Below are 12,804 nucleotides of genomic sequence, written 5' to 3' on the forward strand. Positions count from 1 at the left end.
GTCGGGAGATATCATCATGCGTAGAATAAAAATTAATCAGGCGCTTTCCTATATTCTCCTGACGGTCTGGTCGGTGATCGTGCTTTTCCCGATCTGGACCCTGCTCATCAATTCGTTCAAACCCCAGAAGGAGATTTTCAAAGACCCGTTTGGCTTTCCGAAGAATTTCACCTTCGATGGTTACATCGCGGCGTGGAAAACAGGCCGCTTCGATTTGTATTTCACCAACTCGTTGATCGTCACGGTTCTTTCCTTGACCTTGATCCTGCTCGTCGGTTCGATGGCAGCGTACGCCCTTGCAAAGTGGAAATCACCCGCGGCAAATTTTCTGTATGTCTTTTTCATCGCCGGGCTGATGATCCCCATTCGTCTGGGAACAATCGACCTGGTCCGCTTGATCAAAGCGTTGAATTTGCAGGACACCATTTGGAGTCTCATCCCTGTCTATGTGGCGATGGGGATGCCAATCGCCACATTTGTGTTGACCGCTTTCATCAAGGAACTTCCCAACGAAATGTTCGATGCCGCCAAGGTGGATGGCGCTTCAGAGTGGCAGGTGTATAGCCGTATTGTCCTTCCCCTCATGCGCCCTGCACTGGCTACGGTTGCGATCTTCAACATGATCAAGATCTGGAATGATTTCTGGTTTCCATTGGTCTTTATTCGAGCCGAAGAAGCACGCACGGTTGCACTGGGCGTTTCACTTTTGTTTGGTCAATATCGCACCGATTGGACTCGCGCACTCGCAGTTCTTTCTCTAGCCGCAGTGCCGATGTTGATCCTGTACATCTTGTTGGCGCGTGAATTCATCAAAGGCTTGACCGCGGGCGCTGTGAAAGGATGACCATGAACGGACGAGAGCGGATCGCACTTGCCATGCGGCATAAAGAGGCGGACCGTGTCCCGGTCATGTCTCAACTAGCACTTGGTCACTATTTTCTGAATGCTGGTCTTGCGCCGCATGAGATTTGGTTTACAAGCGAGGGGTTTGCTGAAGCCTTGGTTACCATGCAGAGACGCTATCAATTTGACGGCATTTTGATCAACCTTCCCGGGCGTCCGCGCAATGTGTTGAGTGAGATCAAAAGCGTTGAGAAGATCAAAAAAGGCGAGTTGGTCACATGGAAGAATGGACACGTGACCCTGATTCCGTGGGATGACAATGCTCAATATGTGTATCCCGCCCGCCCCGAATTGCAGCCACGCGCAGACTTGAAGACACTTGACCCAGACCATCTCGAAATGATCGACCAGTATCCAGGTTATGTTTGGAATACCTATCACATCCCCTGGATCGCAGATAAAAAAGACTTCGGCCCGATGAGCGAGGTCCCGGATTATTTCTTGGATACCATCGACCTTGTGCGGGCGAAAACCAAGGGCGAGATTTCAATTCACGGTGAGGTGTTTTCGCCGTTCACTCATTACCTTGAACTGATCGGTTATCAAAATGCCATTATTGGGTTGGTGAAGAACAAGGAAAAGGTCCAGGCGTTGTTAGAAAGACTCACAGATGCAACCATTGCCTGGGCGGTCGCGCAGGCAAAAGCGGGGGTCGATGCGGTTCTTATTTCATCCGCATTTGCGGGGGGCGGATTCATTTCGCCTAAAATGTATACTGAATATGTGGTTCCATACGAACGCCGCCTTGCAGATGCGATCAAACAATATGATATTCCCGTGTATACCCATACCTGCGGAAAGATCGGTGACAGGCTTGAGTTGATGGAAGCGACTGGCACAATGGGGATCGATACGCTTGATCCGCATCCGCTGGGAAATGTGGAATTGGCCGACGCAAAAAATGGTGTGGGCCAGAGGTTGTTTTTGAAGGGGAATATGAATTCGGTTTCGATCCTTGAATACACAACCAAGGAAGAAGTGATCGCCGAAGCATCTGAACGGATTCAAATTGGCAAACCGGGCGGTGGATATATTCTCAGCTCGGCATGTTCCATTGCGCCGCGTGTGGAGCCGTGGAAGATTGAATTATTCACTCCGCTTGCGGAAGAAATAGGAAGATATTAATCATGACATTGTTTTCTGAGATCGCAGAGCAACCTGAACGAATCAAATCTCTTTTGGCTTCACAGCGAAAGAACGTGGAGCGGATCGCCGCCGCGATAAAAAAGCGTGATATCGAGTATGTCTTTCTCGCCGCCCGCGGGACTTCGGATAATGCGGGGCGTTATGCAAATTATTTGCTGGGTGCGGTTAATGGATTGCCGCTTGCGCTGGCTACCCCCTCGCTTTTTACGTATTACAAACGCCCGCCTACTTTGAAGAATGCATTGGTGGTCGGTGTGTCACAATCGGGAAAATCCCCGGATATTGTCAGCGTGCTTGAAGAAGGCAGGAAGCAAGGCTGCCTGACCCTTTCCATTACCAATGAAACCAATTCTCCGTTGGCGCAGGCATCCGATTTTGTTTTGGATATTCAGGCGGGTGTCGAAAAAGCTGTGGCGGCAACAAAGACCTACACCACGGAATTGATGTCTGTTGCAATGTTGTCGGCCGCATTAAGTGAAAACAAAACGCTTTGGACTGAATTGAGCAAGGTTCCAGGCTGGATGAAACAATCGTTAAAGCAGAATGATTTTATCTCCCAAATTGCGCAAAGGTATCGCTATATTGACCAGACCGTGGTTCTTGGCCGTGGTTTTAACTATGCCACTGCCTTCGAGTGGGCGCTGAAATTGAAGGAACTAACCTACATCATTGCTGAGCCTTATTCCTCCGCCGATTTTGCGCATGGGCCGATCGCGATGGTGGAAAGCGGGTACCCGGTCTTTGCAGTTGTGTCGAAGGGGAAGGTGTTCAATTCCATGCTTGAAATGCTCACCCGTCTGCGTTCGGATATTTCCGCAGAGTTGATCGTCATATCGAATGATAAAAGGGCATTGTCACTTGCGCAGGTTCCGCTGAGCATCCCAGCCGATGTACCGGAGTGGCTCTCGCCGCTGGTGAACATCCTGCCAGCACAGTTGTTTGCCTATCACCTGACAATCGCCAAAGGCTTTAACACAGAGCAGCCGCGTAGTATTCGAAAAGTGACCGAGACAAAATGACTTTGAGAGGAGCAGTTTCCAAACTGCTCCTCTTTTATACATAAAAAGCATTGTATGAATAATGGTTCTATATGATAATGACAAAAAAATAAAGAGGTGAACTCATGCGAGTGTGTGTACTTTCAGATGAAAAAATCGATGACTTCGACCCCACTCCCTACTTGAAGGATTACGATTGGGAGATGGTTACACTGACCGCGCCTGTAGAGGAAAAGCTGCGCGCGCTTTCTGAGAGAAATGAGTTTGATGTTTACTTGAATATCTGTGAAGGGTACGAGTTTGAAGATGAGGAAGATGACGAATTGGGCTATCATGCCGTAGAAGTAGTCCAGGCATTGGAAAAACTTGGGCTCCCGTTTACCGGTGCAGACACGAATTGTTTTGACCCCACCCGTGAGGAAATGCAGGCAATTGCAGACGCCAGCGGCATAAGTTTTGTGAAGGGATATCATGTCAAAAGTGTGGATGAAGCGCGGGAACTGGTGAAAAATCTTCGCTATCCTGTGATGGTCAAACATCCCAAGAGTTACGGAAGTACTGGTATGACAAAGGATTCACGTGCCGATACCCTCGAACAGGTATTGGTTCAGGTGAATCGGATTTGCTCCGAGTTCGGTGCGGCACGTATGGAGGAATTCATTGTCGGTACGGAATTCAATGTGCTGGTCGTCGAAAATGCGGATGACCCCAGTCAGCCGATTGCCTATCCGCCTGCGGAGTTGGTGTTTCCGCCCAATGAGGAATTCTGGCATGTGGATGTGAAGTGGAATTATGATGTTCCCTTCGATTTCAAGCAGGTAACCGAGCCTGACTTGGTTGAGAAGTTGCATGACATTGCAAAGCGGATGTTTCTAGCGATGGGCATCTCAGGTTATGGTCGCTGCGATATTCGTATGAATGACAGGGGCGAGTTGTTCATCCTTGAGATCAACCCCAACGGAGGCATTATGTTCACCCCGGAACAATACGGTCCCGCCGATTATATGATCCTATACGACGAGGATGGGTACAAGGGTTTCTTTGACCGTATCTTCCATGCGGCGCTTGTACGGCAGAAAATGCGCGCGAAAAAGTAGACTGTGTATTAATCAAAATCGCCCTCGAAACTTCGAGGGCGATTTTCAATTTATAAAAACTTTTTACGGATTGCTGACAACCAGGTTGTCAAAGTGCATTTCAGCGACAGGTTCGGCGGTTTCAAAAGAAACGGCGGCAAAAGCGATTGAGCCTGTGGGGGAGCCGCCAGCCACGGCACTGGCTGTGGCAACCTGCTGACCGTTGACTTCAAGGATCAGATCGTTGTTGTTGCAGGTGGCGCGGATGGTATTGGTCCCGCCGCCCTGATTGATCGCGTCCGAGAAGGTCCAATCCACCAACGGACTCATCGAACCGGCAGCAATGCTGCGGATCGAGTAATAACCGTCTGCACTGATGGCGAGCAGATAACCATCAATGGACGTGTCTTCACGGGTCTGCATTCGGCAAATAACGCCCATGCCCGCATTGTTGTTTGCTGGGCCGGTGGTCATGGTCACATCAGCTTCGATCACGACATTGGCGAATTCCGATTCGGAGCGTCCCCAATTCCACACATCTCCTGTAGAGCGCAAAACATACACGCCGCCGCTTGTCTCGGCAGAGCCAGATTCATCCGAGAAAGTTTCCATTTCATTGCTGGGCGCTTCGAAATTATCACTGAATAATTCATTGCTCGGCGGCAACGGAGGAAGTGTGGGCACTTCAGAGACCTGGGTGGGAATGTCAGCCTGTGTTGTGGGAACATCAATTGTAAAGGGAGTGGGTTGACCATTAAGGGTGGGCAGGCTGGTGGCTGGGCAGGCACAGGCAAGTAATACAATGGCTGCGATAATGCTGATCGTAAGGCGGTTTCGTTTGTTCATCTCTTCTCCTCAAAATTTCCCACATTATAGAGGACTAGGAATTTGTCACCACCCTACGTTGGTACTGTATATTCCACAAGACGCGCCATGTGATGCCGTCATCGTCCGAACGTTCCCAGTTCCATTGGAAGTGATTCGGTTTGATGTCATACCAGACCATGCGTTGTTTGACTGGCTTGCCTTCTGCGACTCCATTGCGGCTGAGGATCATTTTTCCATTCATGAATTCGCCGACGAAATCGAGATAACTGCCCGAGTTATCCACCCAGGTCTGATGCCAACGCGAATCTTCCTTACTGAAAACTGATACGCTCATCCCGATCAGGCCATCCCCTTCGAAATTTTCCTGCACAACAGCGCCATCGAGAATGGATTCGATTCGATTGGTGCCATGCACGCCTTCACCCCAGGTCAAGTCCCAGGTGCCGATCCAGAAATCAAATTCGTGGTTTTCCATAACACTCCTCCAGTTTGGTTGGGTGATTGCCTGTCATTGCGAGCCGCGTTCACGACGGTGAAGCAATCTCCAGCTCTGTTTTAGAGACAGGCAATTTTTAGATTGTTTGAGTTTATGGATTTTGTAGAATATCCGCAACCTACCAGAGTATGAGATTTTACGCAGCCGCGATTATGGACGAGCGTATATAATTGCCCCATCGACTTTTGAAAAAATTTTTCGGGATGAGATTTTATGAGAGTTTGCATTTTAAGCGACGAAGCCATCGAAGACTATAACCCGTCTGTGTTTTTTCATTCTTATGACTGGAATTTTGTAACCGTGGAGCCTCCCGTCGAGGATTGCATCAAACAGGCGGTCATGGGAAAAAACTATGATGTCATTCTAAATTTATGCGAAGGCTCGGATGATAACGACATGAACTCTGGGGCTGCCGTGGTGCAGCTCCTGGAATCGCTCAATATCCCGTTCACTGGAGCGGATTCGAATTTTTACAACCCCACCCGCGAACAAATGCAGTCAGCCGCCGAAGCGCATGGATTGAATTTTGCTCGAGGTTTTAATGCCAGGTCGATACATGATCTGGCTCAGGCAAAGGCTTTACGATTTCCATTGATCGTTAAACATCCGAACAGTTTTGGCAGCACCGGATTGACTCCACAATCGAGGGTGGAGTCGTTCGAGCAGTTGCAGGAGCAGTTTCAAAGAAACGCGGATGAATTCGGGTCGGCACGTGTCGAGGAATTTATCGACGGGCGTGAAGTTTCCTGCTTGGTGGTGGATAATCCTGATGACTTGTCAAATCCGTATGCGTATCTGCCCATTGAAGTGAAGTTTCCAACTGGCGAAACTTTATGCATGTGGAAGTGAAATGGTTGAATTGGGATACCTTCATCGTCCCTCTGGAAGACCGTGACTTGATTCCCCTTGTGCAGGAAGCCAGCAAGCGAATGTATCAAGTGATAGGTGGGACGGGATATGCGCGGGTTGATATTCGCGTGCGGCCCAATGGCGAGCTGGTCATTTTGGAGATCAACCCAAACTGTGGAATTCTATTTTACGGCCCCGATGACCGCAGCGTCTCAGACTTGCCCATCTCCTGGGACAAGGACGGGCACGATGGCTTTCTTGACCGCATTTTTCGTTCTGCGATTCTGCGTCACAGGCTGCGCTCGAATAAGTAATACTCGATAAGAATATTGAATTGTTAATCGAGATTTATTCGATCACCGTGGCTTTTGGGGGTGGAAATAACAAGAAATGAAACATCCTCCCCTGAATCGTTTCGGAATTGATGCGCTGTGCCTGGCGGGATTTCCAGGCCTTCCCCTGAGCTCAATGTAATGGTCTCCTCTCCAATTCGCATCGTGCCTGTGCCTGCAAGAATGTAGAAGAACTGGCGTGAAACATTGTGGAGATGATTGACCTCTGCCTGCCCGGGAGGTACAAGCTCCTGAATAACGCTGACATCATCCCGTTTTAGAAGATGCCAGCCATCGCAATTCTCCCCCCATTTATAATGTTCGGCGTTGGAAGTTGAGCTTTTGTTCATTTTTTTCGTGTCTTTCGCGGCCGTAACCAGCGGCCACCCAGGATGAGGGAGATCAAAACAAATGCGATCGCGGCGTAGGAAAAGATGGTGTTATCAATGCTGATGCCGATGGCAAGAAATACAAGCCCCAAAACAAGAAAGATCATCGATAGGCTGCGTCTGTTCATTTTTTAATTTCGCTCCTGTACTTCTTTGAAGTCTGTAAAGTTGCCGCTGAAAAGATCTGAAGGTTGTTTTTTCAAAGTCATCTCAAAAAAGTTCAACAAATACGAATCCACGATCTCGATGACACGCGGACCATTGAGCGGTCCCTTCAAACCAAGCTGCGGCGCGATGGGAGATAGTAAGGGCAGGTCGCTGAAGTCAAAGTGCTTTGTGCCCGAAATGACGATGACACCCTGATTGTCGCCCAGATTCGGTTGAAACTGGTTGAATAATTGATTGTTTTTACTATCGGTAAGGTCAGCCCAGCTCTGACTGAACATAAAAAACGACGGCTGTGGTAAACCCGCATTGATCACTTCCTCTGAAACGGGGCGCATGAACGGGTCCATGCCGAGGACCGCTTTACAGCGTGGATCTGTCCCGCAGAATTGGATGGCTGCGCCGCCGCCTGTGGAATGTCCGTAAACGCCGACACGACTCAGATCCAATGTTTCGAAGAAAATACTTTCCGCATCTTTGTTTAGACCGTCAAATTGGTCCAGCGTAAAGGAAATATCCCCAGCCCATTGATCGACCAGTTTGCGCGCTACGACCTCGTAATTTGGGTCATCGGCATCTTCAGGCAGCGCCTTTGGATTGTTGGGCGCGATCGTCCCATCAGGAAAAACAGTGACCACCGCACCGTAGGTATGCTGAACCGCAATGACCACGTATCCGTGACTTGCCAGCTCAAGCGCCTGACCTGTGTTTTGGGCGTTGAATCCATTCCAGCCATGTGAAAAAACAATGACAGGATAGCCTGCATCGGTTTGTGCAACCTGTGCCTCTTTGAAGGCGGGAATATCGACCAAAGCCAGGTGATCAAGAAAATAGGAAGGCAGGCTGATATAAGTGGCGATTGCGGGCGCGAATATTTCAGCATTCGTCATCCATGGCGCGCGCTGGTTGGACTCTTGAATGGTGGCAGGGTACCAGGCCTGGATCATGAACTTGCGCGGCTCTTCCTTGTTTTCCGAATACAGCTCGGTTCGCGATGTGTCTGTGAATTCATATAGAACCGTTCCGATGGCGAGTGGTCCGCTTGGGGTGGGGATCTTTGGAATCGGTAACAGCACAGGAACTGCTGTCGAAACAGCGAGCAGGCCCAAGGCGCCGCCCTGAACGAGTCGCATTGTCAGATTCGATGGCGGGTAAAGCCAATCTGCTTTTGTGATTTTGATCAAGCTGCTGAGCGCAAAAATCGGAGCCAGTACATATAAGGGAATCATCTGCCACCTGTACCCTTCAAAAACAAAATGAAGCAGCGTGGCGAGAAGTGCAAGTGCAGGCGCGAATCGCACCCAAAGCGGACGCGGGTGCGACCAGATTAAATAAACAGCAAGCAGAATGGGAATGATGATCTCGAATGGGCGCATGAATCTTTCCTTGTGAAGTTGTTATCCCGTTTTAATCGATATTGAATAAAATTGAACGCGGAGGCAGTATGATCTTATTTTCCTTGAGTATTTTTCTATCCGCATTTTTATTATTTCAGATCCAGCCAATGATCGGCAAATTAATTTTACCGTGGTTTGGCGGCACGCCTGCAGTATGGTCCACGGCAATGTTATTTTTTCAGGTGCTTCTTACAGGTGGATATGCTTATGCCTATTGGCTCGTCACACGTCCGAAGCAGGGATGGGTCCATGTCGCATTGCTGGGGATGACGATCGCGGTTCTGACGACGCTCGGGCTTGTGTGGCCGTCCCCGATCACTCCACCCGCTGACATATATCCTGCGGCGTCGAAGTTTCCTGTACTTGAAGTTTTTCTCATCCTGACAGCCTCCGTTGGGTTGCCTTATTTTGTGCTCGCAGCCAATGGACCCTTGATGCAGGCATGGTACAGTCGCATCTTCCCTGAGAGGTCTTACGCGCGTTTATATGCATTATCAAATGTGGGCTCGCTGCTTGGGCTGCTGGTGTACCCTGTTTTGATCGAGCCTGCGTCCACGTTATTGTGGCAGGGCTGGGGCTGGTCTGGCGGATTTGTGTTCTTTGCCGTGGTGGCTGGGATTTTGAGTTATCGCGCCCGCAACGAGGGTGGAATTCTGCAGGTTTCAACGACAGAAAAGCCCACGTCTGCGCTGCGCATGCTTTGGATCCTGCTCAGCGGAACCGCTTCACTTTTTCTGCTGTCTGTGACCAATCAAGTTTCGCAGGAAGTGGCCGTGATTCCGTTTTTGTGGATTCTGCCGCTTGCCATTTATTTGCTTTCGTTCATTCTCGCTTTTTCTGATTCGCGCTGGTATGAACGGCGTTTATATGCCTTGCTATTCAGCCTGACATCCATTGCCATGCTTTGGGTGCTGGCAAACGCGGAATCGCTGAACGTGCTTATTCAGATCGCGGTCTACAACCTGCTTCTGTTCCTTGGCTGCATGATCTGTCATGGCGAGTTATATCGCCTGCGCCCACAGGCTGGGCATTTAACCAGTTTCTATTTGATGGTTTCTCTGGGTGGGGCAGCGGGCGGAATTTTTGTGAATCTGGCTGCACCTTTTATTTTCACAGGATATTGGGAATTCTATCTCTCGTGGCTGATAACGATGGTCTTTCTGGTCGTGCTGTTGTTGCCGCGCATCTCGTCGAATCTGAAACTTCAAACGCGGGTGATGGGATTTTCATTTTTGGTCGGGGTTCTGCTTTTGTCTCTTGGCCTGAATCGATTTGAGAACGCGCTTTTCGTCGAGCGGAATTTCTATGGGGTGATCCGTGTGCGCGAATGGGACCAGAAAGCCATTTCCATGATCCATGGTATGACCGTACACGGCGTGCAGTATCTCGATGATCGCACGCGTCCGACAACGTATTATGTGGAAGACAGCGGCATAGGGCTGCTCCTTCTCAACCATCCCCGCCGTGGACACAATCTGCGTGTGGGTGTGCTGGGTCTGGGTGTGGGAACACTGGCCACCTATGGAGAAAATGGGGATCGCTATCGGTTTTATGAGATCAACCCAGCCGTTGTGCAATTGGCTGAAGGCATGGGGGGATATTTCTCATTTTTGAGTGACAGTAAAGCCGAAATCGTCACAGTCATGGGGGATGCGCGAATCTCCCTCGAACTAGAGTTGAACAGTGGCCAGCCTCAGAATTTCGATGTGCTTGTTTTGGATACCTTTAGCAGTGATTCGGTCCCCGTTCATTTGGTCACAAAGGAAGCCTTCACCTTGTACCTTGAGCATCTCGCATCCGATGGTGTGATCGCCGCCCATATTTCAAATCGTCATCTGGATTTGCGCCCGATTCTTTGGGGCGTGGCTCAACAATACGGATTGACGATGGTTCAGATAAACAGGCCCGCTTCTGCAGGTGGCAATGGCTTTCCGTCTGAGTGGGTGTTGCTGGCGCGCGACCCAGCGCTTTTGGATATCCCTGCAATCAAGTCACATGCAACCGATTTTGAATTCTACACGGCCGATATCGTACCCTGGACGGATGATTACAGCAATTTATTTCAGATCTTGAAATAGCTTTCTAATGAAAAACGAGGTGGATGTTGATTCAATGTCAACATCCACCTCGTTTAATTTGTTTTCTTCATCCCTTCGCGGAAGAGACGAAGGATATTTGCAAATAGAGTTTATTCTGTCACTGCTGGGGCAATTTCGAGTTGAGCCGCTTTCTCTTTGCCGACCTTATAAGCCTGTGCGCTCAAAACGAACATGAGCACCGTCAGGTAGATCGTCATCGCAGGGATGAGGATGAACATGAGACAGGCGAGGATGATCGTAGCCCCGAGGATCTGGATCACCAGCGTTAGAACCATGGATGCCACGTAGATGATCGCGAGGGCGGCGATGAATCCGCTCAGGTTGGCGCGGAAGATGGGCCACCATTCCTTGAATCGGAGCCCCGCCATAAAATCATCTTTTTCGATGACGTGCATTTCCGCACCGGGGATGATGAGGCTGAGCGGAATCGAAAGCGGGACGATACAACAGATCCCGCCAAAAATGAGCAGGGAGAATATTGGAATCAGCGCTTCCGCATCTGAACTGTTGGTCGTGCTCATTACGATCGGGAATACCGTCATCACAAGGATGAACGGGATAAGCAGGATCAGGATCGGGGAAACGAGGACCATGCGAATGCCAAACACTTTCAAGCCGTCCTTGGCCATGCCGCCCCAGTCATCCCAGGCGATCATGCGTGGCGCTTCGTTGTTCATGATCTGTTTCGCGATCCGCGCTGCATAACCAAATAGCACGAGATACGGCAGAATGGGGATGAAGAATGCGGCAACCGCAACAAGACATCCCACCAGAAAGTACTTGCGCGCCTCCGCATCCTTGAATTGGAACATGAAGATCTCTTTCAAGTCAATACCCAAAAACATAGTCAATTTCTCCTGATGATATTTTTTGTGGCAGGTTTACAGAGCCACACCCATCACTGCGACAAAATGTGCGGCAGCAGCCAGCAAAACGAAAATATGCCAGACTTCATGAAAGCCAAAGACACCTGGAACAAAGTTGAACATCTTTGTGGCGTATACCACTGCGCCCAGCGTGTAAACCACGCCGCCGATGATCAGCCAAACGAAAACCCAGGTCGGCAGGGCGGCGAGCATTTGGCCTCCCGCGATGACGCTGATCCAGCCCATGAGCACATAAATGCCTGCATTCAACCAGCGCGGTGAGCGGACGTAAAAGATCTTTACCACGATACCGATCAGCGCCAGCGACCAGACAATACCCATCATGCCCCACTTCCAAAAACCTGTGAAGGCGTTTATGCAAAACGGTGTGTATGTGCCCGCGATCAAAAAGAAAATAGCCGCGTGGTCGATTTTGCGAAAGATCTCCAGTGCCTTGTCTTTTACGCGTACCATGTGATAAGTGGCGCTCGCCGAAAACATGGCGATCAGACTGACTCCGTAAATGGTGAGCGAAATGATCTTGGCGGGAGTGCTCCAGCCAACGATGAGCAGGGCAATCAGCCCCACCAGGGCGAGGATAGCTCCACCCCAGTGGGTAAGACTATTGACGGGTTCACGTAATTTTTTCAACATGGGCTTTCTCCAGTTTTATTTGGCTGATTTTACTTGAATTCGACGCAGAATAATTTATTTGTTTCTGAATTTGCTCAGGTCGATCACCAAGGGTTTGCGTTCCTTGCCTGGCTTTGTGGAAAAGGCGGATGCGATCAGAAGCATGAAGGCTCCAAAGCAGCAGCCCAGTACTTGTGAACTGTACTCGAGGAAATAGACCAGTTTGACCTTTGCGAATTTTGGAAAGGGTGCGAAATATCTCACTTGATAATTTCCGTATTCCTCATACGACCTGCCGCTGAGGAACGGATCAAAGTCGAACAGCATGGGGGCGGTCATGGGGTAGAACGTTATTTGTTCGCCTTTATCGGTCGTGAAGTCTATTTTTCCTGTCCAGCAGGTTTTCCCTGGAGGGCAGTTAATCGCTGCATTCGATACTTTGCCGATGGCTTTTTTTCCGATAAGGTCGAGCGTCACGGCGCCTGCGCAGGATAGAAGGGTGAACAGAAAACACAGGATGCCAATAAAGCGGATTGCGTTATTTCCCAACGCTTCTTTTCTAAGGACTTGCTGTTGCTCATTTTCCATTTGCGGATTCCTTTCTGATTACTTCTAAAGATGGGATGT

The 12,804-nt window shown here is 49.6% G+C and carries 15 protein-coding genes; 7 read left to right on the forward strand and 8 right to left on the reverse strand.

From position 1 onward, the window contains the following. Nucleotides 1-16: 16 nt before the first annotated feature. The 4 genes from IPI86_RS19165 to IPI86_RS19180 all read left to right on the forward strand — a co-directional run bounded on the left by IPI86_RS19165 (nucleotide 17) and on the right by IPI86_RS19180 (nucleotide 4,144). Complete coding sequence (locus tag IPI86_RS19165) at nucleotides 17-844, forward strand: carbohydrate ABC transporter permease (protein WP_345299623.1); 828 nt, start codon at nucleotides 17-19, stop codon at nucleotides 842-844. 2 nt (nucleotides 845-846) lie between these two features. Then, nucleotides 847-2,028 (forward strand): uroporphyrinogen decarboxylase family protein, encoded by a 1,182-nt coding sequence (locus IPI86_RS19170; RefSeq protein ID WP_345299624.1) that lies wholly within the window; start codon nucleotides 847-849, stop codon nucleotides 2,026-2,028. 2 nt (nucleotides 2,029-2,030) lie between these two features. Further along, nucleotides 2,031-3,068 carry an SIS domain-containing protein gene (locus tag IPI86_RS19175; protein WP_345299625.1) on the forward strand — a complete coding sequence of 346 codons (1,038 nt, stop codon included), beginning with the start codon at nucleotides 2,031-2,033 and terminating at the stop codon, nucleotides 3,066-3,068. 104 nt (nucleotides 3,069-3,172) lie between these two features. Continuing rightward, a complete protein-coding gene (locus tag IPI86_RS19180) occupies nucleotides 3,173-4,144 on the forward strand; it encodes a D-alanine--D-alanine ligase (RefSeq protein ID WP_345299626.1) in 972 nt (323 codons plus the stop codon). 63 nt (nucleotides 4,145-4,207) lie between these two features. Here the strand turns inward: IPI86_RS19180 and IPI86_RS19185 are convergent, their stop codons facing one another. Next, nucleotides 4,208-4,969, reverse strand: a complete 762-nt coding sequence (locus IPI86_RS19185) for a hypothetical protein (protein ID WP_345299627.1) — start codon at nucleotides 4,967-4,969, stop codon at nucleotides 4,208-4,210. Nucleotides 4,970-5,003: 34 nt separating this feature from the next. Further along, nucleotides 5,004-5,426 (reverse strand): hypothetical protein, encoded by a 423-nt coding sequence (locus tag IPI86_RS19190; RefSeq protein WP_345299628.1) that lies wholly within the window; start codon nucleotides 5,424-5,426, stop codon nucleotides 5,004-5,006. Nucleotides 5,427-5,660: 234 nt separating this feature from the next. On the opposite strand from IPI86_RS19190, the gene IPI86_RS19195 reads away from it, so the two are divergent. After that, complete coding sequence (locus tag IPI86_RS19195) at nucleotides 5,661-6,296, forward strand: hypothetical protein (RefSeq protein ID WP_345299629.1); 636 nt, start codon at nucleotides 5,661-5,663, stop codon at nucleotides 6,294-6,296. Further along, nucleotides 6,281-6,610 (forward strand): hypothetical protein, encoded by a 330-nt coding sequence (locus IPI86_RS19200; RefSeq protein ID WP_345299630.1) that lies wholly within the window; start codon nucleotides 6,281-6,283, stop codon nucleotides 6,608-6,610. Before IPI86_RS19195 ends, IPI86_RS19200 begins: the two co-directional genes overlap by 16 nt. A gap of 23 nt (nucleotides 6,611-6,633) precedes the next feature. Here the strand turns inward: IPI86_RS19200 and IPI86_RS19205 are convergent, their stop codons facing one another. The 3 genes from IPI86_RS19205 to IPI86_RS19215 are packed head-to-tail and all read right to left on the reverse strand — an operon-like array spanning nucleotide 6,634 to nucleotide 8,558. Then, nucleotides 6,634-6,978, reverse strand: coding sequence for a cupin domain-containing protein (locus IPI86_RS19205; RefSeq protein WP_345299631.1), 345 nt, complete (start codon nucleotides 6,976-6,978; stop codon nucleotides 6,634-6,636). After that, nucleotides 6,975-7,145: a hypothetical protein gene (locus IPI86_RS19210; protein ID WP_345299632.1), complete on the reverse strand. Its 171-nt coding sequence runs from the start codon at nucleotides 7,143-7,145 to the stop codon at nucleotides 6,975-6,977. The genes IPI86_RS19205 and IPI86_RS19210 overlap by 4 nt, the downstream gene beginning before the upstream one ends. A gap of 3 nt (nucleotides 7,146-7,148) precedes the next feature. Further along, nucleotides 7,149-8,558 (reverse strand): dienelactone hydrolase family protein, encoded by a 1,410-nt coding sequence (locus IPI86_RS19215; RefSeq protein ID WP_345299633.1) that lies wholly within the window; start codon nucleotides 8,556-8,558, stop codon nucleotides 7,149-7,151. Between the two features lie 68 nt (nucleotides 8,559-8,626). Here IPI86_RS19215 and IPI86_RS19220 point away from each other — a divergent pair, with 68 nt between their 5' ends. After that, the gene (locus tag IPI86_RS19220; protein WP_345299634.1) at nucleotides 8,627-10,657 is read left to right on the forward strand and encodes a fused MFS/spermidine synthase; all 2,031 of its coding nucleotides are present in this window, start codon (nucleotides 8,627-8,629) and stop codon (nucleotides 10,655-10,657) included. 110 nt (nucleotides 10,658-10,767) lie between these two features. On the opposite strand, the gene IPI86_RS19225 is transcribed toward IPI86_RS19220, so the two are convergent. Genes IPI86_RS19225 through IPI86_RS19235 form a run of 3 tightly spaced genes read right to left on the reverse strand, consistent with a single transcriptional unit; the run spans nucleotide 10,768 to nucleotide 12,765 of the window. After that, entirely contained in the window at nucleotides 10,768-11,523 is a 756-nt protein-coding gene (locus IPI86_RS19225) for a DUF4013 domain-containing protein (protein WP_345299635.1), read from the reverse strand. Between the two features lie 36 nt (nucleotides 11,524-11,559). Next, on the reverse strand, nucleotides 11,560-12,198 hold the full coding sequence (locus tag IPI86_RS19230) for a hemolysin III family protein (RefSeq protein WP_345299636.1): 639 nt from the start codon (nucleotides 12,196-12,198) through the stop codon (nucleotides 11,560-11,562). A gap of 54 nt (nucleotides 12,199-12,252) precedes the next feature. Continuing rightward, complete coding sequence (locus IPI86_RS19235) at nucleotides 12,253-12,765, reverse strand: hypothetical protein (protein WP_345299637.1); 513 nt, start codon at nucleotides 12,763-12,765, stop codon at nucleotides 12,253-12,255. Between the last annotated feature and the right edge of the window lie 39 nt (nucleotides 12,766-12,804).

Origin of the sequence: Candidatus Villigracilis affinis (assembly GCF_016705895.1) — a bacterium.
In the GTDB taxonomy this organism is placed as follows: domain Bacteria; phylum Chloroflexota; class Anaerolineae; order Anaerolineales; family Villigracilaceae; genus Villigracilis; species Villigracilis affinis.